This is a genomic window from Streptomyces sp. NPDC043726, from assembly GCF_056436565.1.
This window is the reverse complement of the sequence record NZ_JBWKCI010000001.1, coordinates 429,312-454,614: the sequence shown is the minus strand read 5'-3', so window position 1 is coordinate 454,614 and position 25,303 is coordinate 429,312. Positions and strand designations below refer to the sequence as shown.

At 71.5% G+C, this 25,303-nt stretch carries 23 protein-coding genes; 18 read left to right on the top strand and 5 right to left on the bottom strand.

The genetic code is table 11. The features are described 5' to 3' along the window. Window positions 1-4 precede the first annotated feature (4 nt). Complete coding sequence (locus AC068Z_RS02080) at window positions 5-1,270, bottom strand: amino acid deaminase (protein WP_478551400.1); 1,266 nt, start codon at window positions 1,268-1,270, stop codon at window positions 5-7. Window positions 1,271-1,383: 113 nt separating this feature from the next. Between AC068Z_RS02080 and AC068Z_RS02075 the strand changes: the two genes are divergently transcribed. From AC068Z_RS02075 to AC068Z_RS02055, 5 genes are all read left to right on the top strand, one after another. Next, on the top strand, window positions 1,384-2,427 hold the full coding sequence (locus AC068Z_RS02075; protein ID WP_478551398.1) for a sugar kinase: 1,044 nt from the start codon (window positions 1,384-1,386) through the stop codon (window positions 2,425-2,427). Then, window positions 2,424-3,185, top strand: a complete 762-nt coding sequence (locus tag AC068Z_RS02070; protein ID WP_451720892.1) for an IclR family transcriptional regulator — start codon at window positions 2,424-2,426, stop codon at window positions 3,183-3,185. The genes AC068Z_RS02075 and AC068Z_RS02070 overlap by 4 nt, the downstream gene beginning before the upstream one ends. Then, window positions 3,182-3,592, top strand: coding sequence for a RidA family protein (locus AC068Z_RS02065; protein WP_478551395.1), 411 nt, complete (start codon window positions 3,182-3,184; stop codon window positions 3,590-3,592). The genes AC068Z_RS02070 and AC068Z_RS02065 overlap by 4 nt, the downstream gene beginning before the upstream one ends. Before the next feature lie 91 nt (window positions 3,593-3,683). After that, the gene (locus tag AC068Z_RS02060; protein WP_478551393.1) at window positions 3,684-5,150 is read left to right on the top strand and encodes a GntP family permease; all 1,467 of its coding nucleotides are present in this window, start codon (window positions 3,684-3,686) and stop codon (window positions 5,148-5,150) included. 98 nt (window positions 5,151-5,248) lie between these two features. Beyond that, a complete protein-coding gene (locus AC068Z_RS02055) occupies window positions 5,249-5,749 on the top strand; it encodes a hypothetical protein (RefSeq protein ID WP_478551392.1) in 501 nt (166 codons plus the stop codon). Here the strand turns inward: AC068Z_RS02055 and AC068Z_RS02050 are convergent. Continuing rightward, the gene (locus AC068Z_RS02050; RefSeq protein WP_478551391.1) at window positions 5,746-7,092 is read right to left on the bottom strand and encodes a M14 family metallopeptidase; all 1,347 of its coding nucleotides are present in this window, start codon (window positions 7,090-7,092) and stop codon (window positions 5,746-5,748) included. The two genes, AC068Z_RS02055 and AC068Z_RS02050, sit on opposite strands and share 4 nt — an antisense overlap. A 423-nt stretch (window positions 7,093-7,515) precedes the next feature. Here AC068Z_RS02050 and AC068Z_RS02045 point away from each other — a divergent pair, with 423 nt between their 5' ends. From AC068Z_RS02045 to AC068Z_RS02030, 4 genes are all read left to right on the top strand, one after another. After that, window positions 7,516-10,236 (top strand): LuxR C-terminal-related transcriptional regulator, encoded by a 2,721-nt coding sequence (locus tag AC068Z_RS02045; protein ID WP_478551390.1) that lies wholly within the window; start codon window positions 7,516-7,518, stop codon window positions 10,234-10,236. A gap of 52 nt (window positions 10,237-10,288) precedes the next feature. After that, window positions 10,289-11,185, top strand: coding sequence for an anti-sigma factor RsbA family regulatory protein (locus AC068Z_RS02040; protein ID WP_478551388.1), 897 nt, complete (start codon window positions 10,289-10,291; stop codon window positions 11,183-11,185). A gap of 76 nt (window positions 11,186-11,261) precedes the next feature. Beyond that, window positions 11,262-11,675, top strand: coding sequence for an ATP-binding protein (locus AC068Z_RS02035; protein WP_478551386.1), 414 nt, complete (start codon window positions 11,262-11,264; stop codon window positions 11,673-11,675). Between the two features lie 58 nt (window positions 11,676-11,733). Next, window positions 11,734-13,053 (top strand): Nramp family divalent metal transporter, encoded by a 1,320-nt coding sequence (locus AC068Z_RS02030; RefSeq protein ID WP_478551385.1) that lies wholly within the window; start codon window positions 11,734-11,736, stop codon window positions 13,051-13,053. 16 nt (window positions 13,054-13,069) lie between these two features. Here the strand turns inward: AC068Z_RS02030 and AC068Z_RS02025 are convergent, their stop codons facing one another. From AC068Z_RS02025 to AC068Z_RS02015, 3 genes are all read right to left on the bottom strand, one after another. Further along, window positions 13,070-14,317: a hypothetical protein gene (locus tag AC068Z_RS02025; protein WP_478551383.1), complete on the bottom strand. Its 1,248-nt coding sequence runs from the start codon at window positions 14,315-14,317 to the stop codon at window positions 13,070-13,072. Between the two features lie 44 nt (window positions 14,318-14,361). Beyond that, a complete protein-coding gene (locus AC068Z_RS02020) occupies window positions 14,362-14,895 on the bottom strand; it encodes a SigE family RNA polymerase sigma factor (RefSeq protein WP_478551381.1) in 534 nt (177 codons plus the stop codon). Between the two features lie 88 nt (window positions 14,896-14,983). Next, entirely contained in the window at window positions 14,984-16,681 is a 1,698-nt protein-coding gene (locus AC068Z_RS02015; protein WP_478551379.1) for a chitinase, read from the bottom strand. A 220-nt stretch (window positions 16,682-16,901) separates the two neighbouring features. Here AC068Z_RS02015 and AC068Z_RS02010 point away from each other — a divergent pair, with 220 nt between their 5' ends. The 9 genes from AC068Z_RS02010 to AC068Z_RS01970 all read left to right on the top strand — a co-directional run bounded on the left by AC068Z_RS02010 (window position 16,902) and on the right by AC068Z_RS01970 (window position 25,301). Next, window positions 16,902-17,765 carry a hypothetical protein gene (locus AC068Z_RS02010; RefSeq protein ID WP_478552259.1) on the top strand — a complete coding sequence of 288 codons (864 nt, stop codon included), beginning with the start codon at window positions 16,902-16,904 and terminating at the stop codon, window positions 17,763-17,765. A gap of 60 nt (window positions 17,766-17,825) precedes the next feature. After that, window positions 17,826-18,533 carry a Flp pilus assembly protein CpaB gene (cpaB, locus tag AC068Z_RS02005; RefSeq protein ID WP_478551378.1) on the top strand — a complete coding sequence of 236 codons (708 nt, stop codon included), beginning with the start codon at window positions 17,826-17,828 and terminating at the stop codon, window positions 18,531-18,533. A 9-nt stretch (window positions 18,534-18,542) separates the two neighbouring features. Next, window positions 18,543-19,778, top strand: a complete 1,236-nt coding sequence (locus AC068Z_RS02000; protein ID WP_478551376.1) for a CpaE/TadZ family protein — start codon at window positions 18,543-18,545, stop codon at window positions 19,776-19,778. A 158-nt stretch (window positions 19,779-19,936) separates the two neighbouring features. Beyond that, on the top strand, window positions 19,937-20,314 hold the full coding sequence (locus tag AC068Z_RS01995) for a TadE/TadG family type IV pilus assembly protein (protein ID WP_478552258.1): 378 nt from the start codon (window positions 19,937-19,939) through the stop codon (window positions 20,312-20,314). A 1-nt stretch (window position 20,315) separates the two neighbouring features. Continuing rightward, complete coding sequence (locus AC068Z_RS01990) at window positions 20,316-20,717, top strand: TadE/TadG family type IV pilus assembly protein (protein WP_478551374.1); 402 nt, start codon at window positions 20,316-20,318, stop codon at window positions 20,715-20,717. Next, window positions 20,714-22,051 carry a CpaF family protein gene (locus tag AC068Z_RS01985; RefSeq protein WP_478551373.1) on the top strand — a complete coding sequence of 446 codons (1,338 nt, stop codon included), beginning with the start codon at window positions 20,714-20,716 and terminating at the stop codon, window positions 22,049-22,051. Before AC068Z_RS01990 ends, AC068Z_RS01985 begins: the two co-directional genes overlap by 4 nt. A gap of 13 nt (window positions 22,052-22,064) precedes the next feature. Next, complete coding sequence (locus tag AC068Z_RS01980; RefSeq protein WP_478551372.1) at window positions 22,065-23,012, top strand: type II secretion system F family protein; 948 nt, start codon at window positions 22,065-22,067, stop codon at window positions 23,010-23,012. 15 nt (window positions 23,013-23,027) lie between these two features. Next, window positions 23,028-23,915 carry a DUF5936 domain-containing protein gene (locus AC068Z_RS01975; protein WP_478551370.1) on the top strand — a complete coding sequence of 296 codons (888 nt, stop codon included), beginning with the start codon at window positions 23,028-23,030 and terminating at the stop codon, window positions 23,913-23,915. 42 nt (window positions 23,916-23,957) lie between these two features. After that, window positions 23,958-25,301: a sensor histidine kinase gene (locus AC068Z_RS01970; RefSeq protein WP_478551369.1), complete on the top strand. Its 1,344-nt coding sequence runs from the start codon at window positions 23,958-23,960 to the stop codon at window positions 25,299-25,301. Window positions 25,302-25,303 lie beyond the last annotated feature (2 nt).

Below are 25,303 nucleotides of genomic sequence, written 5' to 3'. Positions count from 1 at the left end.
CCTCCTAGAAGAACGTACGGATGTAGTCGACGACCGTGCCGTCCGCCTCGGCCAGCGGGATCAGCTGCCACTTGTCGAAGGACGTGCACGGGTGGGAGAGCCCGAGGCCGACCCAGTCGCCGACCTCCAGGTCCGCCTCCGGCGCGGTCCGCAGCCACGCGTGCTGGTCGGACAGGGCGGTCACCTCGATGCCGGTGGCCGGGCGCTCGGCGCCGTCGCGGCGGACGACCTGGGCGAAGGGCAGGTCGAGGTCGTAGGCGGCGTCCCGCTTGCCCGCGTTGAGGAAGGCCTGCTCGGCCGAGGGGCGGGAGACGACCTGCGTCCACAGCCGGAACGCGGGCTCCAGGGCGCCCTCCTCCGGGACCCGGTTGAACGGGGTCAGCTTGCGGTAGTGGCCGTCGTCGTGCGAGACGTACGCGCCCGAGCGCAGCAGCTTCAGGACCGGGCGGGACAGTGCGGGGATCTCCGCGAACACGTCCGCCACCGCGTCGAACCAGGCGCTGCCGCCCGCGCTGACGACGATCTCGTCCGTGCCGGAGAAGCGGCCCGCCTTGTCGAAGTCGGCGGCCAGGGCGACCAGTCGGCGCAGCCAGGCGTGCACCTTCTCCGGGGTGGCCTGCGGGACCTCGCCCTCGTACCCGGCGACGCCGACGAGCCGCAGGGTGCGGGTGGCGGCCACGGCGTCCGCGACGGCAGCGCACTCGGCCTCGGTGCGCACGCCGGTCCGGGCGCCCTCACCGGCGGCGAGCTCCACGACGACGTCCACGGGCCGGGCGGCGCCCTCCAGCGCCGCGTCCATCAGCTCCACACCCCGCACGGAGTCGACGTAGCAGACGAACCGGAAGGACGGGTCGGCGGCCAGTTCGGCGGCGATGCGGCGCAGGGCCGCCGCGTCCACCAGCTCGTTGGCGAGGAACACCCGCTCGATCCCGAACTCCCGCGCCACCCACACCTGATGCGGGACCGCGAGGGTGATGCCCCAGGCGCCGTGCTCGATCTGCCGCCGGAAGAGCCGCGGGGCCATGGAGGTCTTGCCGTGCGGGGCGAACGCGAGGCCGTGGCGTTCGGCGTACGTCTCCATGAGGCGGAGGTTGTGGTCGAGGCGCTCGGCGGAGAGCGCGAGGACGGGGGTGGCGAAACCGTCGGTGAACAGGTTCCGCCGCTCGGCGGTCAGCTCGCCGACGGTACGGCCCATGGCGTCCGGCGGGAGGCCCTTGAAGCGGTGGTCGACGCGTTCCTCGGCCAGTAGGGCGAGCGCTTCAGCGGCCATGGGGCCTCCCTGATCAGGAGCGTTGCATTCACTGCAACGTTCATTGCGTATGTCGCTTACTGCTGTCTAACATCTCGGCCAACACGAGCACAAGAACGGGAGCCACGACGATCGTGACCGGTACAGGACCCTGCGACACCCCCGGCGTGGCCGACGTCGTCGCGCTCGGCGAGTCCATGGTCGCGTTCCTGCCCACCCGGGCGGGCCGCCTCGCCGACGTACCGTCCTTCGACCGGTCCATCGGGGGCGCGGAGTCCAACGTGGCCTGCGCCCTGGCGGCGGCCGGACACACCGTGCGCTGGGTAAGCCGCGTCGGCGCGGACGGCTTCGGCGACCATCTCGTCGAGGCGATCGGCGCGTACGGCGTCGACGTGTCCGCGGTGCGCCGGGATCCGGTGCGGCCCACGGGCGTGTACTTCCGTACGGCGGGCGACCGGGGCACCGACGCGCACGAGGTGGCGTACTACCGGGCCGGCTCGGCGGCTTCGGCGATGTCGGTGACGGGGGTGGACCTGGCCGCGGTGCGCGCGGGGCGGATCCTCCATCTGTCGGGCATCACGGCCGCGCTGTCGGAGGACTGCCGGAACCTGCTGCGCGAACTGACGGCTCCCCGGGAGAGCCGCCCCCTGATCTCCTTCGACGTGAACCACCGCCCGGGCCTGTGGCGGGACGCCGACGAGACGCGCGTGCTGCTGGACCTGGCCCGGGGCGCCGACATCGTGTTCGTGGGGGAGGACGAGGCGGAGGAGGCGTGGGGGATCTCCGGCGGTCCCTCGGCGATCCGAGAACTGCTGCCGGAGCCGGAGGTGCTGGTGGTGAAGCAGGGGGCACGCGGGGCCGTGGAGTACCGCCATGACCCCACGGTCCAACCCGCCCTCCACGTCACCCCCGTGGCGACCACCGGCGCCGGAGACGCCTTCGCCGCCGGATACCTCTCCGCCACCCTCCGCGGCCTGCCCGCCCGCGACCGGCTCCGGCACGGGCACCTCTGGGCCGCCGCCGCCCTCACCGCACCCGGCGACCTCGCCCCGCCCCCCGCCCGCGACACCGCCGACCGCCTCGCCGCTCTCGGCGACGACGCGTGGGGGAGACTTCGACTCGGCCCCGGCTGGACACAGGCCGAACAGCGGGCCGAGGAGGAGGTACGCACCCCATGAGCCAGACCGTCGACCGCGCGCTCAGCATCCTGCCGCTGCTCGCCGAGGGCCCCGCAGACCTAGGTCAGGTCGCCGACCGCCTGGGGGTGCACAAGTCCACCGCCCTCCGCCTGCTGCGCACCCTCCACGAACACGGCATGGTCTACCGCCAGTCCGACCAGCGCTACCGCCTCGGCGCCCGCCTCATCGCCCTCGCCCAGGAGGCGATGGAGAACCTCGACATCCGCGAGATCGCCCACCCCCACCTCGTACGCCTCAACGAGACCTGCGGCCACACCGTCCACCTCGCCGTCTACGAGGAGGACGAGGTGCTGTACATCGACAAGGTCGAGAGCCGCTACCCGGTGCGGATGTACTCCCGGATCGGCAAGCCGGTGGCCATCACGGTCGCCGCCGTCGCCAAGCTGCTCCTGGCCGACCTCGGCGAGATCGAGCGGCGCGCCCTCGCCGACAAGCTCGACTACCCCATGTACACGGCCCGTTCGACACCCAACGCCCCCGCCTTCCTCAAGGAGCTGGAGCGCGTGCGCGAACAGGGCTGGGCCACCGACCTCGGTGGCCACGAGGAGTCCATCAACTGCGTCGCCGCGCCGATCCGCGGCGCGGACGGCCGGGTCGTCGCCGCGATGTCGGTCTCCGCGCCCAACGTCGTCGTCACCGCCGACGAACTCCTCACCCTGCTCCCGCTGGTGCGCCGCACGGCCGACGAGATCAGTGGCGAGTACTCAGGCAAGACCCCAGCAAAGGACCCCGTATGACGGACAAGACCGCCCTCACCCCCACGACCCACACCACCCCGCCCGCCAAGTTCTCGCACGGTGTGAGGAAGGGCAACATCCTCCAGGTCGCGGGCCAGGTCGGCTTCCTGCCCGCCGAGGAGGGCAAGCCGCCCACGCCGGCCGGCCCCACCCTGCGCGAGCAGACCCTCCAGACCCTCGACAACGTCAAGGCGATCCTTCAGGAGGGCGGTGCCTCCTGGGACGACGTGATGATGATCCGCGTCTACCTCACGGACGTGGACCACTTCGCCGAGATGAACGAGATCTACAACGACTACTTCGAGGCGCAGCAGCTCACCGCCCCGCCCGCCGCGCGCACGACGGTCTACGTCGGCCTGCCCGCGGGGCTGCTCATCGAGATCGACGCGCTCGCCGTCCTCGGCTGAGCCGCACCCCCGCACGTCCCCCCGCACGTCCCGCACGGCACGGCACCCCTTCCCGGGTGCCGTGCCGCGATCCCCCCTGCCCGAAAGCTCCATGCCCCCCTTAGCAAGAGGCCCACCCATGCCAGAGACCCCACCCCACACCGGCGGACTGCTCCTCCTGATCGACGGCACCGCAGGACTGCTGACCGTCGCCGCCGTCGGTATCGCCCTGCTGCTCTTCCTGATCATCAAGGCCCGGCTCCAGCCGTTCGTCGCACTGCTCGCCGTCTCCATAGCCGTCGGCCTGCTCGCCGGCCTCTCGGTCACCGAACTCTTCGGCACCGTCCAGCGCTCCGACGCCGTCTCCACCATCGAGTCCGGCATGGGCGGCATCCTCGGCCATGTCGCGATCATCATCGGACTCGGCACCATGCTCGGCGCGATCCTCGAAGTCAGCGGCGGCGCCGAGGTGCTGGCGTCCCGGCTGCTGAACCTCTTCGGCGAGAAGCGCGCCCCGCTCGCCATGGGCGTCACCGGTGTCGTCTTCGGCATCCCGGTCTTCTTCGACGTCGGCATCTTCGTCCTCGCCCCGATCGTCTACGCCGCCGCCAAGCGCTCCGGCAAGTCGATCCTGCTGTACTGCCTGCCCCTGCTCGCGGGCCTGTCCATGACCCACGCCTTCCTGCCCCCGCACCCCGGCCCGGTGGCCGCGGCGGGCCTGCTCCACGTGGACCTCGGCTGGGTCATCCTCATGGGCGTGGTCTGCGGCATCCCCGCCGTACTGGCCGCCTGGGTGTTCTCGGCGTGGATCGGCCGCCGTATCTTCGTCGCCGTACCGCAGGACATGGTCGAGGCGGCCGAAGAGGCCAAGCGGGCGGTCGCCCGGGAGCAGGCCGAGCCGCGCGAACAGCCGGTCGCCCTCGGCACGGTGCTCGCCATCATCGGTACGCCGCTGGTCCTGATCCTCGCCGCCACCTTCTCCTCGATCGCGCTGGACCCCTCCACCGCGCGCTCCGTCATCGAGTTCTTCGGCCACCCCTTCGTGGCCCTGACGATCGCGCTGCTCCTCGCCTACTACCTGCTCGGCATCCGCCGCGGCTGGTCCCGCAAGTCCCTGGAGACCGTGTCCACGTCCTCCCTGAAGCCGGTCGGCAACATCCTGCTGGTCGTCGGCGCGGGCGGGGTCTTCGGTGCCGTGCTGAAGGCGAGCGGGGTGGCGCAGGCGCTGTCGGACACCTTCAACGACGTGGGCCTGCCGGTGATCGTGCTGTCCTACCTGATCTCCGTGGTGCTGCGGGTGGCCCAGGGCTCGGCGACGGTCGCCATCGTCACCACGGCGGGCATCGTGGCCCCGCTCCTCGCCGAGGGCGACCACTCCCAGGCCTTCGTGGCCCTCGTCATCATGGCGATCTCGGCCGGCTCCATCTTCGCCTCGCACGTCAACGACGGCGGCTTCTGGATGGTGGCCAAGTACTTCGGCATCAGCGAGCGGGACACCCTGAAGACCTGGACCGTGCTGGAGACGGTGCTGTCGGTGGCCGGGTTCGTGGTGGCCGCGGCACTGAGCCTCGTCGTGTAAGTCGTGGGACGCGGCGGATTCGTACAACCCGGCAGATTCGTATAACGATGCAGGGGCTGGCTGTGTACGGCACAGGATCGTCGACCATACTGCCCGCTGTGGAGCAGCGCATAGGATCGAGCAGCCAGCCCCTGGAGGGCGCCGGATTCGACCCGGCCTTCGTCCCCGGGATCACTACGCCCGTGTCCAAGGAGACGGAGGCGGAGAAGCCGGCCGAGGCCGAGGACAAGTCCTCCGCCGCAGTGGTCGAAGAGGCCGAGGAGACCGTCGTACCGGAGGAAGAGGACGACGAAGAGGCGGCCGACGGGCCGGTCTTCGAGGCGTCGGACCGCCGGGCGAGGATCGTCGCCGATCACCGCGGTGTCCGGCTCTCCCTGGACGACCAGGAGTGCGAGTTCCGCTGGGACGAGATCGGCGCGGTGGAGACGGAGACCGCCCGCTTCGGCAAGCGGTTCACCGTCACCGTGCACACTCCTGACCGCCGTTGGTACCCGATCGAGATCGAGGCGGCGGCCAGGAGCCGCTTCAGCGAGTGGGAGTCACAGCTCGACGCCGTGCTGGACGCCTACTTCGAGGAGTCCGAGGAAGAGCCCGCCTAGCAGTACTGGGCTTCCTTCCCGATCGAGCGGTACATGCAGTCCGCGTTCTCCAGCAGTTGCAGGACGGCGTCCCGGTTCCGGGACGTCTCCCGCTCGATCACCTCGTCGGGCGGGTAGAACCCGCCGCCCCCGGACCGCGGATACATCTCGAAGGTGTAGCCGAAGATCTTGTGGGCGCCCCAGAGGTAGTCGTCGATCGACCCGTCGGTGATGTACAGATCGCTGGCCTGCTCCGGCGTGTAGCCGTTGCTCGCGGCCATCTTCCCGCCCACGGTGGCGAAGGCGTTCCGGTCGTCCGCCGTCATCCCGGTCGTGGTGTCCGAGTAGGTGTACCCGAAGGGCCACAGCACCAGTTCGCTGTACGTGTGGAAGTCGATCCCGGCCTTGATCTGCTGCACTCCGCCGACGACCCGGCTGCGCACGAAGTTCGCGACCACCCGCACCTCGGGCGCGGACTCGGGCGCCGTACCCCGGTAGGTGTCCGAGGACGTGGACCCCGACGAGCCGCCGCAGCAGCCCCAGCGGTAGTTCCAGTTGCGGTTGAGGTCGGTTCCGACGTACGAGGAACCGGAGTTGGGCTGCCGGTTCTTGCGCCACGAGCGGTACGAGCCGGTGGCGATGTCGTACTCGCCGCCGTCCGGGTTGATGTCCGGGACGATCCAGATCTCGCGGCTGTTCACCATGCTGGTGACCCGGGAGTCGGTGCCGTAGTCGGAGGTCAGCTCGCGCAGCAGGTACAGCGCCATCTCCACGGTGAGGTGCTCGCGCGCGTGCTGGTGGTGGGTGAACAGCACCTCGGGCTCGGACTCGTCCGTGGCCACGTTGTCGCTGATCTTGATGGCGGTGATGTTCCGGCCCTGGTACGAGGTGCCGATCGTGCGGGTGCTGGCGATGCCGGGGTTCGCCGAGACGATCGAGTTGATCGCGCTCGTCATCTCCGCGTAGTTGTGGTAGCGCGAGTCGGCCGAGGGGAAGTCGAGCAGCCGGACGTCGTCCTCGCCGTTCGACCGGTCCGGCACCGCGCCGAGCCGGGTGACCTCGTAGCCCATCGCGCGCAGTGTGCGGATCTGGTCGGCGCGGCCGGAGACCACCAGGCCGTGCGCGTCGACCGCGTCCACACTGACGCCGGCCCGCTGGATCGCGGTGCGGTCCTTGGCCGTGGAGTGGGTGTGGATCTCGTACTGACGGATGTCGTCGGCCGAGGGTGCCGCCTTGGCGGCGCTGTCGGCGTTCGCCGTGACGTTCGCGGAGAGGGGTGCCGCGAGGGCCAGGGCGAGGAGGGTGGCGAGCGCGGCGGTGCGTCTGCCGCTGCGGGCGCCCGAGCCTCGGATGCGAAGTCGCATGAATTCTCCTTGTGTCTCCAGGAATTCCGGGATCTCCGGAAGTGGGGAGTGGAGCAGGGGGGTGGTTCAGCGACGAGCTGTGCGGGGTGAAGCTGTGCGGGTGGCGCTCATCGTCCGCGCATGGCATGGGCAGGTCAAGGTTGAATACGGTCGCGCTGGCGCGAACGGTTCGATACGGAGGGCCGCTTCGATACAGAGGGTCGCTGCGATACAGAGGGTCGCTGCGATATAGAGGGTCGCGCAGTGTACGCGCGCTCGTGTCATGTGACACGGGCCTGGGCGAAGTTGCACTCGCGGGTGTGAGCCCCGTGTGCGAGTCCGGGCCGGGGCGGGGGACAGTGGGTGGTCCGCGGAGCCCGATCCTCCGGGACGCTCCGACCGGCTCATCGGACCACGACCCCCCACAGACTGGACTGGCTGATCATGGGCGGATCAGCGCCCCGGCGGGACGACCACGGGGCCGCCGAGTCGACCAGCTTTGTCGACCGGCGGGCCGAACTCGTGCTGGGGCAGCGGCTGTTGGCCCGATCACGGCTGGTCACACTGACCGGTCCGGGGGGCGTCGGCAAGAGCCGGCTCGCGGCGCGGCTCGCGGACCGCGTCCACCGGTCCGTCCCCCACGGCGTCCGCTTCGTCCACCTGTCCGGCCTCGACGATCCGGCCCTGGTGCCGCTCGCCGCCGCCGACGCCCTCGGCCTGCACGACCACACCGACCGGCATCCGCTGGACGCACTGGCCGAACACGTGGGCGAGCGGCGGCTGCTCCTCGTCCTCGACAACTGCGAGCATCTGCTGCCGGCTTGCGCGGAGCTGTCCGCGGCCCTGCTGCACGGCACCCCGCACGCACGGGTGCTGGCGACCAGCCGCCACCGCCTGGGCCTGACCGCGGAACACCTTCTGGAGCTACGGCCCCTGCCCGTCCCCGACCCGGACGGCGACCTGTCCGGCGCGGACCGTCATCCGGCGCTCGCCCTGTTCGCCGACCGGGCCGCGGCCGTGGTCCCCGGGTTCCGGCTGACCCCCGCCAACCGGGCCGCGGTGGCCCGTGTCTGCCGCCGCCTCGACGGACTTCCGCTGGCCATCGAGCTCGCGGCGGGACGCGTCGGGGAGGTGGGCCTCGACCGTCTCGCCGACGTCCGACTCCAGTCGCTGCGCGCCACGATCGACTGGAGCCATGAACTCTGCACGCCCCAGGAGCAGTTGACCTGGGCCCGGGCCTCGGTGCTGGCGGGCGGCTTCGACCTGGAGACCGCGGAGGCGGTGTGCGCGGACGGGGAACTCCTGCGCCGCGAGGAGGTCGTGGAGGCCGTCACCGGCCTGGTCGACAAGTCGGTGCTGACCAGGGAGACGGCTGCGGGAGAGGTCCGCTACCGCCTCCTGGACACCCTGCGCCACTACGGCCTCGACCGCCTGCGTGCCCTCCCCGGCGAGGAGCCCGCCGCCCGCCGACGCCAACTGGAGTGGATGCAGCGCCGGGCGACCGCCTGCGAACGCGCCTGGTTCGGCCCCGGCCAGCGACTGATCGTCGCCCGCCTCAGAGCCGACCAGGACAACCTCCGAGCGGCTCTGGACTGCGGCCTGGCGTCGCCCGGCAACCGGCTCGCCGCCCTCCGGCTCGCGGGCACCCTCTGGTTCTACTGGCATGCCTGCGGCGCCCCCCGGGAGGGCCGGCACTGGCTGGAGCGGGCCCTCGACGCCAACCCCGAGCCGACGCGTGAGCGGGCCAGGGCGCTGTGGATCGCGGGGCTGCTCGCCGCGGTCACCCGGGAACTCGTGCCCGGGCGCCGGCTCGCCGAGGAGGCCCGCGCGCTCGCCCGTCGGCTCGACGACCCCGCCGAGGCCGCGCACGCCGACTACGTCGTCGGGGTCATCACCCTCTTCCTCGACGACCTGCCCACCGCCCTCGCCCACTTCGAGGCCGCCGCCGCCCGGGAACCCGTCCCGGGACAGCACCTCAGCATGGTCGGGCTCGACCGCGTCGAGCTGGCCTGCGCGCTGGGCTTCCTGGGCGAGGCCGACCGGGCGGTCGCCGTGGGCGAGGAGGCCCGGCGGCTCTGCGTGCGGCACGGCGAGGAGTGGGTGCAGTCGTACGTGCTGCGGATGCTCGCCCTCGCGCACACCGTCAAGCGGGACTGGCCGGCCGCCGTGGGCCACGCCCGGCAGGCCCTGCGCCTCAAGCTCGCCGTGCATGACGTCACCGGCATCGCCCTCACCCTCGACCTGCTGGCCCGGATCGCCACGGAGACCGGAGCCCACGACCACGCGGCCGTCGTGCTCGGCGGCGCCGACCGCGTCTGGTCGGACATCGACCGCGACCGCTGGGGCTCGGCCGCCCTGAAGAGGCCCCGCGAGGACAGCGAGCGCCGGGCGCGCGAAGCCCTCGGCGAGCGGGCGTACGAGAAGGCGTACCGGCACGGCGCCGCACTGGACCTGACCCGGCTGGCGGAACACGCCCTCACCGAGAACCACCGCCCCGCAACGCCGGTCGGCGAGAACCACCGCCCCGCAACGCCCGTCGGCGAGAATCACCGCCCTGCGGCGGCCGTCGGCGAGAACCACCGCCCTGCGGCGGCCGCCCACGAGAACCACCGCCCCGCGGCGGCCCTCGCCGAGAACCACCGCCCTGCGGCGGCCGTCCACGAGAACCACTGCCCCGCGGCGGCCCTCCACGAGAATTACTACCCCGCGGCGGCCGTCCACGAGAACCACTGCCCCGCGGCGGCCCTCGGCGAGAATTACTACCCCGCGGCGGCCCTCGGCGAGAACCACCGCCCCGCGGCGGCCCTCCACGAGAACCACCGCCCCCCGGCACCGGCGCCCAGAACACCGGCCCTCAGCCGTCCGGCCCCCGGCACCCCCGCCCCCGGCACCCCCGCCCCCGGCACCCTCGCCCCGGGCTCCGCAGCGCCCCACCCCCAGGCCCCCAGCACCCCCGCCGCCCGTGCGCACAGCACCGCCCCCCGGCTCACCCCCCGCGAGTGCCAGGTCGCCGATCTGGTCGCCCAGGGGCTCGCCAACCACCAGATCGCCGACCGCCTGGTCATCGCGCGCCGCACCGCCGAGGGTCATGTGGAGCGCATCCTCGGCAAGCTCGGCCTGCGCAACCGCAGTCAGCTCGCCGCCTGGGTGACGGCCCGGCGCTGACCCACCCGCCATCGGAGCGACACCGCAGCGACACAGACAGACAGGGGACCGCGTGATCAGCCGTAGCCAACCCGCAGCGTTCGACCACCGCATGGCCGTCCTCGGCGCCGACGACGAGTTCGTGGCCGCCGCCCTCCCCTTCCTCGCCGAGGCCCTGGACGGCCCCGGCGAACCCCCGCCCGTCGCCATCGCCGCCCCCGAGAAGCTGGCCCTGCTGCGCGAGGCCCTGGGGGAGAAGCGGGCCGTGCTCATCCCGCACACCGAGTGGTACACGGGGTCCGCGGCCAATGCCGTTGCGCAGGCGGCCGGTTACCTCGCCGCGCACGGCGGCCCCGGCGGCCGTATCCACCTCCTCATGGAACCCGTCTGGAGCGGCCGTGCCGGACGCTCGCCGCGCGAGAGCGCCGAGTGGATCCGCTACGAGGCCCTCGCCAACCTCCTGTTCGCCCCGCTCGCCACCACCGCCCTGTGCGTGTACGACACCCGCACGGCAGGCGCCGCCCTCATCGCCGAGGCCCGCCGCGCCCACCCCGGCACCGGCGTGTACGAGGACCCGGTGCGGCTCGCCGCTGAGCTGGACGCCGTACCGCTGGCACCGCCCCCCGCCGACGCGGCGACCCTGGACCGGCCCGACGCGGACGCGGTACGCGCCTGGGCGGGCGGCCGGGGGCTCGGCGCGGCGGACGCGGAACTGTTCGCGCTGGCCGTCACCGAGGCGGCGGGGGCGCTGGGCGAGGTCACCGTGGTACGGATGTGGGGCGAGGGGCGCGGCTGCGTCTGCGAACTCCGGGGCGCCCGACAGGTCGCCGATACGCTCGCCGGGTTCGTCCCGCCCGCCACCGGTGAGCTGGAGCCGGGGCAGGGGCTCTGGTACGCCCGCCAGGTGTGCGCCTATGTCGACGTCCGGGACGACGACCGCGGGACGTCCGTACGCCTGCAGTACGGGTAGTGCGCACCGGACGCAGGTAGGTAAGCAGGTATATCTACCCGTGTGCCGCGCCGGGGGCCGGACCACCATGGACAGCATGCTGCAACTCCGGAACGGCCCTTTCCGTCAACCGCCCGTCGGAGCCGGTCATGTGACCGTGGAGTACGACCCCCGCCCCTCAGCGGTTCGCGAGGCCCGTGTGGAGGTGCGCAGGCAGCTGGAGGGATGGGGGCTCGCGGGCCAGGAGGACGTGCTGGACACGGCCGAGCTGCTGGTGAGCGAGCTGGCCACCAACGCACTGCTGCACTCGGCGAGCCGGTTCCGGGTCACCCTCTCCGCCGCGCACGGCGTGCTGCGCTGCGAGGTCGAGGACGCCGGCCGGCGCACCCCGCAGGTGCTGGACGCGGGCAGCTCGGAGAGCGGACGGGGGATGTTCCTGGTGAACGCGCTGGCCCGGAGATGGGGATGCCATCAGGACGGGGAGCGCAAGACGGTCTGGTTCGAACTCTGACCCACGCCTCTTGTCGGCCCTCTTGTCCCTCGGGCCCCGCTGCGGTTTCTTGATCTGCATGGTGGACAGCTCGGGAAACTCTCAGGCAACACAGGCCGACGGAATCGACTCCTCCCCCCGCAAGTCCAGTTGGAAGTACATCGGCCCCGGCATCGTCGTCGCCGCGACCGGCGTCGGCGCCGGGGACCTGGTGGCCACGCTGATCGCCGGGAGCAGCTTCGGGTACACGCTGCTGTGGGCCGCGGTCATCGGCTGCCTGGTGAAGATCTCCCTGGCCGAGGCGGCGGGCCGCTGGCATCTGTCCACCGGCCGCACCCTCTTCGACGGCTGGGCGAGCCTCGGCCGCTGGACGACGTGGTTCTTCGTCGGCTACGTCGTGATCTGGGGCTTCGTCTACGGCGCCGCGGCGATGTCGTCCAGCGCGCTGCCCCTCCAGGCCCTGTTCCCCGACGTGATGGACCTGGAGTGGTGGGGCGTGGCCTGCGGCCTGGTCGGCCTGGTCTTCGTCTGGTTCAACAAGTACGCCGTCTTCGAGAAGGTCATGACGGTCCTGGTGGGCGTCATGTTCGTGGTGACCGTCTACCTGGCGATCCGGGTCACCCCGAACCTCGGTGAGGCCTTCGCGGGCCTGCTGCCCGTCCTGCCCGACGAGGAGGACTCCGTCCTCAACACCCTCGGCCTGATCGGCGGCGTCGGCGGCACCATCACGCTGGCCGCGTACGGCTACTGGGTCAACGCCAAGGGCTGGACGAACACCGGCTGGATGAAGGTCATGCGCCTGGACAACCGGGTCGCCTACGCCACCACCGGCATCTTCGTCGTGGCGATGCTCTTCGTCGGCGCGGAGCTGCTGCACTCGGCGAACGTCGCTCTCGCGAGCGGCGACAAGGGCCTGCTCCAGCTCAGCGACATCCTGGAGGACGAGTACGGCACCGCGACGGCGAAGTTCTTCCTGATCGGCTTCTTCGCCACCTCCTTCACCTCGCTGATCGGCGTCTGGCACGGCGTGAGCCTGATGTTCGCCGACTTCGTCGAGCGCTACCGGCGGCGGGACGGGGTGAAGGGCGAGGAGGTCGCCTCCGGCGAGCGGGAGCGCTCCTGGCCCTTCCGCGCCTACCTGCTCTGGCTGACCTTCCCGCCCATCGTCCTGCTCTTCCAGGGCCAGCCCTTCCGCCTGATCATCATCTACGGCGTCCTGGGCGCGGCCTTCCTGCCGTTCCTGGCCGGCACGCTGATGTGGCTGCTCAACTCCTCGCGCACTCCGGCCCAGTGGCGCAACGGGCCGCTGAGCAACGCCATGCTGGCGATCGCGGGGCTGCTGTTCCTGATCCTGTGCGTGAAGCAGATCTGGGACCAGCCGTGGTCCGAGTTCTTCTAGGTTCTCCCAGGTTCTCCTAGCGGAACTGGTCCCACTGCGGGCTCAGGGCGATCTCCCGGAGCTGCTCCAGGGTCAGCGCCGGCTCCTCGCGGCTCGGGGCGTCTTGCTGGCTCCCCGCGTTGAAGGCGCTGACGACGACCCGGAAACCGTCGGTGCGCAGGGTGTCGGCGGTCCACATCGCGGTGCCCGCGACGCCCTTGTCGCCGCCGCTCTTGCCGGTGGCGACCAGCGTGCCGTCGGGGAGTGTCTCGGCGCCGGCCAGGACGTCCCCGGCGATGTCGCCCATGCCGGGCTGGACGTTGATCTGGACGTAGCTCCTGCCCTTGCCGTCGTCCAGGACGAGGTAGCTGTAGTCCGTGCCCCGCTCGACGACCTCCAGGTTCTCGGGGAGGAGGGACACCAGGGTGTCCAGGACCGGCTCGGTGCCCGGCTCGGTGACCGGCTCGGCGGGCGTGCTCGCCGAGGGCTTCCCGGTGTCCTCGGGAATGAACTCGACGTACTTGCGCCACACCTGGGCCGCCGCCAGCTCCTTCAACTGGGCTGTGGACAGCGGGGGTTCGCTCCTGCTGATCGGGGCGTCCTTCTCGGCGGCCGCGTTCCACTCGCTGACGGAGACGTGCTGTCCGCTCGGGGTGATCAGATCGGCCGACCACCACTTGGTGTCGACGCGCCGGTCGGGATACTCGTAGCCCTGGAACAGCTTGAGCAGCGATCCGTCGGCCAGCCTGGTGGAGACGCAGCTGTCGTGCGGGACCAGCGTCTTGTCCGGGCAGTCCACCGCCTCGCGGGCCCGGTCGCTGCCGGGCTCGACCCGGTTCAGGCTGACGCCGATGGCCCCGGGGCCCTCGCCGTCGTCGTAGACGAGATGGACGTACGGCGGAAGCTTCGGGTCCTCGGTGCCCCGGGCCCGCTGCTCGCTGACCTTTCCCTCGGGGAGGAGCCCTTCGAGTGTCGCGATGAGTTCGCGGCTCGTCAGGGGTTCGGCGGACGGCGTGGCGGACGGCTGCCCGGCCACGTCGGACCCGGCCGCCGACGGGGCGGACCCGCCGCTCCAGGGCACCAGCAGCGCCGTACCCACGCCGACCAGCGCGATGCCGGCCGCCCCGCCCAGTACCGCGGCCCGCCGCCTCAGCCGCAGCCTTCGGCCACGGGACCGGCCCCCGGCGACCAGCGCGGTCCGGTCGGCGTCGAAGCCGTCGACCGCGTCCCGCAGCGCGTGCCCCAGCCGCCCTTCAAAACGTTCCTCGTCGTGCTCAACAGGCATGGCAAACCACCGTCTCTCCGCAGTCCAGGGGTGTTGTCGAGGCGTCAGGGCCGCGCGTACTCGCCGAGGTCCTCGCCCAGCAGCTCGCGCAGCCGCCCGAGCGCCCGGGTGCACCGGGTCCGCACGGCCGCCGAACTGGCGTTCAGGACGTCCGCGGTCTCCTGGATGGACCGGTCCTCCCAGTACCGCAGCACGATCACCGCCCGGTCCTTGGCGGGCAGCAGCGCGAGCGCCTCCAGCAGGGTCAGCCGCAGCGGGAGATCGGGGTGCCCGCCGTCCGCCGGCCGGTCCGGCAGCACGTCCGTGGCCCGCTCGGTGCTGCTGCGCCGCCGCTGGTGGGCGAGGAAGGTCCGGGTGAGGACGGTCTGCGCGTACCCGGCGGGGTTCCCCACCCGTGACACCCGCCCCCAGCGGGCGTACAGCCGCCCGAACGTCTCCTGCACCAGGTCCTCGGCCAGATGCGTGTCCCCGGCCGTGAGCAGACACGCGGACCGGTACAGATGCCCGGCCCGCGCGGTGGCGAACGCCGCGTACTCCTCGGACGTGTCGTGTGACGCGCCCGCGCGGCCCTGTCTCATGCAATCCCCCTGCCCGAACCCACTCGCATCGTCCTCACTTCATTGATGCGGTGGGCCCGGGCAAATGTTTCACGGTGGTCGGCGCCGATTACGGAAGCGCGTGCACGTGCGGACCGACCGCGTTGGACCACGCGTTGCCCGCCGTCGCGTCCCAGTTGGTCGACCAGGTCATCGCGCCCCTGAGGTCGGGATAGGTCCTGGACGGCTTGAACGCACCGCAGTTGGTGCCCTTGGCCAGACAGTCCAGGGCGTTGTTCACCACGGTCGGGGAGACGTAGCCGCTGCCCGCGCCCCGGGTCGAGGCCGGCAGACCGAGGCCCACCTGGGACGGCGCCAGGCCGCCCTCCAGCTGGATGCAGGCGAGGGCGGTGAGGAAGTCCACCGAGCCCTGGCTGTAGACCTTGCCGTCGCAGCCCAGCATCGAACCGCTGTTGTAGTACTGCATGTTGACGACGGTTAGGATGTCCTTCACGTTCAGCGCCGTCTGGAAGTAGGAGTTCGAGGTCGACTGCATGTCGATGGTCTGCGGCGCCATCGTCAGGATCATCGAGGGGCCGGCCTTCCCCGACAGCGACCTGAGCGCCTGCGTCATGTACGTCGCGTTGAGCCCGTTCTCCAGGTCGATGTCGACGCCGTCGAAGCCGTACTCCTGCATCAGCGCGTACACCGAGTTGGCGAAGTTCGTCGCGGAGGCGGAGTCGTTCACCGACACCGTGCCCCGCTCGCCGCCGACCGAGATGATGACCTTCTTCCCGGCCGCCTGCTTCGCCCTGATGTCCGCCTTGAACTGGTCGACGGTGTAGCCGCCGAGCCCGGCCGAGTCCAGGTTGAAGGTCACCGCGCCCGGAGTCCCCGTGGCGTCCGCGAAGGCCACCGCGATGATGTCGTACTGCGCCTGCACGTCCGAGATCCGCTGGACGGTCGCGCCGTTGTTGAAGTTCTGCCAGTACCCGGTCACCGCGTGCTTCGGCAGTGCGGGGCCCGTCGGGGTCTGCGTCGTGGTCCCGGTCACCGCCGCCGACTTCGGCGACTCACCGGCCGAGTTGGTCGCCGTGACCTGGAAGGAGTACGACGTCGAGGCCGCGAGCCCGGTGACGGTCGCCGAAGTGCCGGTCACCGCCGTCACCTTGGTGCCGTCGCGGTAGACGTTGTAGCCGGTCGCGCCGGAGACCGTGTTCCAGGCCAGCGAGATCGACGAGGAGCTGCGTCCGGACACGGTGAGGCCGCCCGGCGCCCCCGGGATCGTCGGCGTGGGGTCGCCGCCCCCGCCGCCGTCCGGGCCGAACACCGACAGGTCGTCGGCGTAGTAGGCGGCCTGTCCGTACCAGCCGTGCGTGTAGACCGTCACCGAGCGGGTCGCGGCACCGGTGGTGAAGGTCGTGGTCAGCTGCTTCCAGCTGCCGGAGTCGGGCGTCCACGTCGACACGTCGGTGGTGCCGGTGCCGGTGACACCCAGGTAGGTGTATCCGCCCTGCACCCACGCGCTGAGCGTGTACGTCGAGTTCGGCTGGACCGCGACCGCCTGGGTGCAGCGGGCGTTGTCCTGCCCGGCCGGGGTCGCCTTGAGGGCGGCCGAGCCGCCGTGCACCGGCGAGGAGACGGTCGTACCGCTGTTCGCGGAACAGGTCCAGTTGGTCAGGCCGGACTCGAAGCCGGCGTTCTTGGCGTTGTTGACATCGGCGGCGGACGCCTGGCCGGTGCCCGCGAGGGAGAGGGCGAGGGCCAGGGTGACGGCTCCCGTCCACAGACGTGTAGATCGCGCTCCAGGGCGTCTTCGTATGGACATGCCAAAACGTTGGTCCAGACCAATGCGCCTGTCAAGAGGCGGCACCGAGATGCTCAACCTGCCCCGATTTGGCGCAACTTGTGCAACGGCAGTTCCTTCATAGCTACAGAAACGCTGTTCTCCGGTCATGGAGCCGTGGATACAGTGCTCACGTAGTCACGCAGTGAAGTGGACTGTGTGTCCTGGGTGTACCGGAGTGACGCCGGTCGGGCCGGCGGGCATGGGGAGTGGGGAGCCGCGCGTGCCAACTGCCATCGCCGTGACCAGTGCCGACCTGGCGCTGCCACCACACGACGAGCGCACCGTCCCCGCCGTCGTGCTCCAGGACCTGGACCGCCAGCCCCTCGAGCGGTCCTTGAGCGCCCTTCAAGCGATCGTCGAGAGCTACGGCCATCTCATCGTCGTCTGCTCCCAGGCGCTCGACCCCGCCGTGGAACGCCGTCTGTACACCCTCCGCTCCCTCATGGAGAGCGACCGGATCGCCCTCTTCCGCCCCGAACTGCCCCCGCTCGGACTCGCCGTCCTGGCGCGGCAGTTGCGCCAGCTGGCCTCCTGCGACCTCAGCCCGGGCGTCCTCGCCTCGGCGGGCCGCCTGCTCACCCACTACATCCACGCCGGGGCGCTGCTCGGCTCCGTCGCCAAGCTCGACCGCGTCCCCGTCGGCCTCAAGTCCCACGCCAAGTCCTGGGTGCCGGGCGCCCAGTTCGGCGTCCTCGCCCACCCCGAACCGCAGCTCGTGCGGATCGGCCCCGAAGCCGCCCTGACCGGACCGGAGTTCGGCACCCGGATGCTGGTCGCCAGAGGTCAGCTCCAGTCCGACTGGGTCACCGAGACCCTGGCCAAGTCCTGGAACGTCCAGGGACTGCGCGAGGTGCCGCTGCCCGCCGAGTCGGCCCGGTGGTGGGGGACGGGCCGGCTGATCGAGTTCTGCGCCCACCTGTCCGACCTGTCGGTGCTGTACCAGCTCGTCACCTCGGTCCGCCGGACCGCCTGCCACTGGTGCGGCATCGACGTCATCGGCGACCGCTGTGTGTTCTGCTCCGCGACCCCGCCCGTACCCCTCCCCGAGACCCGCGCCGGCTGACCGCCCGCACGCTCCTCCAGACCGGTCCCGACCGATTCCCCCAATGAGGTTGCACGGTTCATGAACTCCCGTCAGCGCCGCGGCGTGATACTCCTGATCCTGTCGGTCGTCTGCGCCCTCGGCGCCTTCGCCGGCGTGCTGTCCGTCATCGACGACGCCGAGTCCAAGGTCGGTCCCGAGGTGACGGCGTACCGGCTGAAATCGAACGTCGAGCCCTACACGCCCCTCGGCGCCGACCAGTTCGAGAAGATCTCGATGCCCGAGCGATGGCTGTCGGACAACGCCGTCACCGACCTCCGTGAGGTCGAGGGCAAGATCGCGGTCACCGCCCTGAAGGAAGGCTCGCTGCTCCAGAGCGACATGATCGTGGCCAAGCCCGCCCTGGAGGCGGGGCAGCAGGAGGTCGCCATCATGATCGACGCGGCGACCGGGGTCGCGGGCAAGATCACACCGGGCAGCAAGGTCAACGTCTACGCCACCTTCGAGGGCCAACGGGACGGCGATCCCGACCAGTCCAAGATCATCGTGACGAACGCCAGGGTCCTTGACGTGGGCGATGTGGCCGCGCTGAAGCCCGACGCGAGCGACCGCGACCGGCAGCCCACCGACGGCGTCCCGATCACCTTCGCACTGTCCACCCTCGACGCCCAGCGCCTCACCTACGCCGAGTCGTTCGCCCAGCGGGTCCGGCTCGCGCTGGTGGCGCCCGGCAGCGACACCACGGTCCCCGAGTCGGACCGGACGTACGAACTCGCGAAGGACAAGTGAGAGGCCCGCATGCCCACGAGGATCCTCCCGGCGGTCGGCGACGCGGACGCGGTCCGGTCCATCACGACCCTGCTCAGCCAGCTCCCGGACGCCGAACCGGTCGCCCCGGTGATCGACTCCACCCAGCTCATCGACACCCTCGCGCGGCTGGCCGCCGAGTCCGTCGACGAACTCCCCGAGGTGGTGGTCGTCCACGAGCGCATCGGCCCGGTCCCCGCCCTGGAACTGATCCGCGAGGTCGCCCTCCGCTTCCCCGCGGTCGGGGTCATCCTCGTCACCTCCGACGCCTCGCCCGGCCTGTTCCAGGCCGCCATGGACTACGGCGCGCGGGGCCTGGTGGCACTGCCCCTGTCATACGAGGAACTCGCCAGCCGGGTCCAGGCGGTCGCCTCCTGGTCGGCGGGGGTACGGCGCCATCTGGGCGGCGGCGCGCTGGAGGTGTTCACCGGCGTCGGCGGCACGGTCGTCACGGTGAGCGGCGCCAAGGGAGGCGTGGGAGCCACGGTCGCGGCCATCCAGCTCGCCCTCGCCGCCCAGGCCTCCGGCCGCACGGCCGCCCTGCTCGACATGGACCTCCAGACCGGCGACATCGCCTCCTACCTGGACGTCCAGTTCCGCCGGTCCGTGGTCGACCTCGCCGCCATCACCGACATCTCCCCGCGGGTCCTCGCCGACGCGGTCTTCCGGCACGACACCGGGCTCGCCCTGCTGCTCGCCCCCGGCGACGGCGAACGCGGCGAGGAGGTCACCGACCGCGCCGCCCGCCAGATCATCAGCGCCCTGCGCTCCCGCTACGAGGTCGTGGTCGTCGACTGCGGCGCCCAGCTCAGCGGCGCCGGAGCGGCGGCCGTGGAGATGGCCGACACGGCCCTGCTGGTCACCACCCCCGATGTGGTCGCCGTCCGGGGCGCCAAGCGGGCCGTCCGGATGTGGGACCGGCTGCAGATCAGGAAGGCGGAGGAGACGCTGGTCGTCGTCAACCGCCACACCCGGGGCACGGAGATCCAGCCGTCCCTGGTCCGGAGGATCACCGCCACCCCGGTAGCGGCGACCACGGTCCCGGCGGCCTTCAAGGAGCTGCAGGGCGTGGTGGACGCGGGCCGCCTGCACGAACTGGACGCCAAGAGCACGGTCAAGCAGGCCCTGTGGACCCTGGCGGGCGAACTCGGCCTGGTCAAGGCGGCGGAGGTGGACCGCAGGGGCGGGCGGGGGTCGTTCCGCAGGCGCAAGGACGGTGGGGGATGAGCCGTACCGCGTGTTCGCGGCGGTTGAGCCGTTCCACGTGCTCGTGGCGGGCGAGCCGTTCCGCGTGTTCCTGGGGGATGTGCCGTTCCGCGCGATCGTGGCGGATGAGCCGTTCCGCGCGTTCCTGGCGGATGAGCCGTTCCGCGCGTTCCTGGCGGATGAGCCGTTCCGCGCGTTCCGACAGGGGTCAGGTGACCATCGAGTTCCTCGGGATGACCCCCCTGATCATCCTCACGCTGGTGCTGCTCTGGCAGTGCGTGCTCGTCGGCTACACGTTCTCCCTCGCCGGGAACGCCGCCGACATGGCCGCCCGAGCGGGCACCGCGGCCGAGGACCGGCAGGGCGCCTGCCAGGCGGCGGGGCTGGCACACCTGCCGGACGCCTGGCAGGGCGCCGCCGACGTGACCTGCGGGGAGAGCGGCGGCCTGGTCACGGCCGACGTCCACCTGAAGGTGCCGGTCCTCTTCCCCGGCGCGATCGGCTTCCCCTTCGACGTCGACGGTCACGCGGGGGCGGTCGTGGAGGAGGGGGACTGAGATGACGTACGAGCGTGAGGGACGTGGCTCAATGTCCCGCTCGGCCCGCCGCCGTGACCGCGGACAAGTCGCCCTGGAATACCTCGGCTTCATCCCGATCCTGATCCTGGTCGCCATGGCCGCCGTACAGATCGGGCTCATCGCCTACACCGGCCAGCAGGCGGGCACCGCCGCCCGCACCGGAGCGCGCAGCGCCTCCCTGGACGGGCCCTTCGCGGCGGACTGCCAGGCCGCCGTGAGCGGCTGGCTGGCCGACGGCACCGGCTGCACCAGCGCCACGCTCGGCGACGAGGTGCAGGTCACCGCGACGGTCGACATCCCGTCCGTGGTCCCGGGCTGGGACTTCGGCGACGCCACCAAGTCCGCCACCATGCCGATCGACGGGGAAGGGCCGGCCGGATGAGCCTGCGTTCACGCATCAACGTGCCCGAGGAGAACGGCAGCCGGGGCGAGGACGGCCACCTGGTCGCCTCCTACCGGGCCAAGCTCCTGGAGGAGATCGACCTCGCGGAGATGAGCTCGCTGGCGCCGGCCGAGCGCCGGGCCCGCCTCGAACGCGTCCTGGGCCACATCATCAGCCGTGAGGGCCCGGTGCTGTCGACGGTCGAGCGCTCGCAGCTGATCCGCCGGGTGGTCGACGAGGCGCTGGGCCTCGGCATCCTGGAGCCGCTGCTGGAGGACGCGTCGATCACCGAGATCATGGTGAACGGCCCCGACGCGATCTTCGTCGAACGGGGCGGCCGGGTCGAGCAGTTGCCGCTCCGCTTCCCCTCCCACGACCAGCTGATGCAGACCATCGAGCGGATCGTCTCCACGGTGAACCGCCGCGTGGACGAGTCGAACCCGATGGTCGACGCCCGGCTGCCCTCCGGCGAGCGCGTGAACGTCATCATCCCGCCCCTGTCCCTGACCGGCGCGACGCTCACCATCCGCCGCTTCCCGCGCTCCTTCACCCTGCACGAGATGATCGGCCTCGGCTCGCTCGACGAGCACATGGTGTATCTGCTGGCGGGCCTGGTGCAGGCGAAGTTCAACATCATCGTCTCCGGCGCGACCGGCACCGGCAAGACGACCCTGCTGAACGCGCTCTCGGGGCTCATCCCCGAGGTGGAGCGGATCATCACCATCGAGGACTCGGCCGAACTCCAGCTCCAGCAGGGCCATGTGATCCGCCTGGAGTCGCGCCCGCCGAACGTGGAGGGCCAGGGCCGGGTCACCATCCGCGACCTGGTCCGCAACTCGCTGCGGATGCGCCCCGACCGCATCGTCGTCGGTGAGGTCCGCGGCGGCGAGTCCCTGGACATGCTCCAGGCGATGTCCACCGGCCACGACGGCTCGCTCGCCACCGTCCACGCCAACAGCACCGAGGACGCCCTGATGCGGCTGAAGACCCTCGCGTCCATGTCCGACGTCGAGGTCCCCTTCGAGGCGCTGCACGACCAGATCAACAGCGCGGTCGACGTCATCATCCAGCTCACCCGGTTCCAGGACGGCGTCCGCCGGATCACCGAGATCGCGGTCCTGGACAGCCATGGATCGGAGCCGTACCGCCTGGCGACGGTGGCCCGTTTCCTCGCGCAGCCCATGACCCCGGACGGCCGGGTCCACGGCACGTTCGCCTACTTCCCCCTCCCACGACGGACGGCGGACCGCCTCTACATGGCGAGCCAGCCGATCCCCCAGGCCTTCGGCGTGGCCCAGTCCCCGCTGGAGCTGGCCATCCGAGAAGCCAGGTAGGACAGGACCTCTCATGGACTTCGAGACCCGCATCACGCTCACCACCGGAGTGGCCCTCCTGACCTGCGCCCTCGCGGTGGCCGGCCTGCACGCGTACGCCTCGGGCCGGGCCCAGCGCCAGGCCCTGATCGACCGCCTGTCGTCCACCGGCCAGGTCACCGGCGCGACCGGCCGACGCCGCCGCTTCGGCAACCTGGACCGCCGCCTTCGCCGTACGAAACCGGGCCGCAAACTGGAACTGCGGCTCGCGGCGACGGGCCTGGACGTGACGCCGGGGGAGTTCTTCGTCTACATGCTGGCGGCGGTGGCCGGCCTGTGGTTGGTCGGCCAGTCGACGCTGGCCCCCTTCTTCGGCCCGATAGCGGGCCTGCTGGGCGTCTGGGCGGCGGTCCAGTTCCTGAACTGGCAGCGCCAGAAACGCATCGAACGCTTCATCAACCAACTCCCCGAACTGGCCCGCATCCTGGCCAACGCGACCCAGGCGGGTCTGGCGCTGCGCACGGCGATCGGCATGGCGGCCGAGGAGCTGGAGGCCCCGGCGGGCGAGGAACTGGCCAAGGTGGCCAACCAGTTGGCGATCGGCGCGTCGATGGACGACGCGCTGGGCGAACTGGCGGACCGCCTCCCCTCGCGCGAACTGGTGGTCCTGGTGACGACCCTGGTCCTGTCGAACAGGGCGGGCGGGCAGGTCGTCAGCGCCCTGCGCAACCTGACGGAGACGCTGGAGGAGCGCAAGGAGACCCGCCGGGAGATCCGCACCCAGCTCTCCCAGGTCAGCATGACCTCGTACGCCGTCCCCGCCCTCGGCATCGGCTCCCTGTTCCTGATGAACGGCGTGAAGGACGGCGCCCTGGACCGGATGACGGGCTCACCGGCGGGCCAGGTGGCGGTGATCGTGGCGTTCGCGCTGTACGCGATCGGCTTCGTGATGATCCGCCGTCTGTCGCGGATCGACGTGTAGGGGGAGGGCGGACGGATGGCGTGGCTGCTCGCGTTGCTGATGGCAGTGAGTGTGTACGGCGTGTTCGCGGGCGTCCGCATGTACCGGGCGGACGCGAAACTCCCCGGTGACCTGCGACTGGCCCTGGAAGTGGGCGCCACGCGCACCGGCGCGGTGGACTCCGTGATCGACCGCATGGGCATGCGGTACGCGCCCGCGGTGCTGCGTCTGATGGGCCCGAAGCAGGTGGCGAAGTACCGCCGCAAGATCGACCTCGCGGGCAACCCCGGGGGCCTGACGATCGACCGCTACGCGGCGCGGCGAGCGGTGTACGGCTTCCTGGGCGGGGTGGGCGGCCTGGTGTTCCTGCTGCGGGGCCAGTACCTGGTGACGCTGCTGCTGCTGGCCTTCGGCGCCTTCTGGACGGAGGTCGGCATCTGGTCGGCGATCCGGGTGCGCAAGGACGTCATCGAACGGACGCTGCCGGACTTCCTGGACGTGCTGGCGGTCGTGGTGAGCGCGGGCCTGGGCTTCCGGCAGGCCCTGGACCGCGTGGCGTCCCGCTACGAGGGCCCCTGGGCGGACGAACTGCGCATCACGCTCCGCCAGATGGACCTCGGCATGAGCCGCCGCCAGGCGTTCGCGGAACTCCGCCGCCGCAACGACTCGGAACAGGTGGCGATGTTCGTGACGGCCCTGCAGCAGGGCGAGGAACTGGGAGCCCCCATCGTGGACACCCTGGTCGCCCTGGCCAAGGACATGCGCAGGACGGACGCCCAGAACGCCCGCCGCAAGGCCGCGAGGGCGGTCCCCAAGGCCACGATGATGATCACCACCTTCATGGTCCCGGCCACGATGATCCTCCTCGGCGCAGGCCTCCTGCTCGGCTCCGGCACGGACTTCGGATCCATCACGGGGGAGTAGGGCATGGGGCTTGGTATGCGGGTGAGGGGGTTGAGGTCGAGCATGGCCACGCCGTTGGACCTGAACGAACCACAGGGTCTGGAGGACCCGTTCGCCACCGATGGCGGGGAACTGCCGGAGGAGCCACCCGCGCCCGCACTCACCCCGGCACCCGCCCCCGCCCCCGCCCCCGCACTCGAGATAAGCGCCCTACAGGCAACCGCCCGCATGGTCTTCGGCTTCAGACTCGCCATGCTCGCGATCTCCGCCCCCGCCGCCCTCCTCAACGCCGCCCCCGGCCTGGGCGCCCGCCTGGTCGCCGCGGCCGTGATCGCCACCTTCATGGCCAGCTACGTCCTCTTCAGGGACTGGGAACGCTTCGGCCCCCTGCTCCTCCGCCACCCCACCCTCCTGGCCCTGGACACCCTCTTCGGCGCCCTGCTCCTCATCTCCGCGGGCCCGGACACCCCCCTCGCCTACGTCAGCGTCTGCACCCCCCTCCTCGCCGGCATCGCCTACGGCTACCGAGCCGCCGCGGTCTTCGCCAGCCTCCAGTCCCTGATCCTGCTCCTCGTCTACGCCACCACGGCGGAGGCGGACACCACCCTCGCGGAGAAACTCCTCCTCCCGGGCTTCTGCGTGATCACGGGCGCCGCCGGCTCGGCCTTGCGCAACCTCGTCCTACGCTTCGGCGCCGCGACCCAGGCCCTGACGACCACCAGAGCCCGCCTGGCCGCAACGGAGGCCGTAGCCGCCGAACGGGCCCGCCTGGCAAGGGAACTGCACGACTCGGTGGCCAAGACCCTGCACGGAGTTGCCCTGGCGGCGGACGCCCTGGCAGCCACAGCGACCACGACCCCCCAGAACCCGACCCTGATCAAGGAACAGGCCCAACTGGTGGCCAGAGCATCGCGCAGGGCGGCGACGGAGTCCCGAGAACTCCTCACGGACCTGCGCCGCGAGCAGGACAGCACCACGGACACGGACGTCCTGACCGAACTGGCGGCGCGCACGACCGCCTTCACCACCCGCACCGGCATCCCCACGACGTACGACACCAGCCCACCGGCCACGACCGCCCCACCCCTGCCCCCCAAGGTCACCCGCCAACTCCTCTCCATCGCCACGGAGGCCATGGAGAACGCCCACCGCCACGCCACCCCCACCACCGTGGCCGTACGCGCGGGCGTCCAGGGCGACCTGCTGCGCATCAGCGTCTACGACGACGGCCGCGGCCTTCCCCCGGGCACCACCCTCGAACAACTGCGCAGCGCGGGCCACTTCGGCCTGATCGGCATGGTCGAACGCGCCGCGGCGGTGGGCGCCCGCATCCGCATGGGCCGCGGCGACCACCCGAAAGGCACGGAAGTCCTCCTGGAACTCCCACTGGCGGCGCGAAGGACATGACG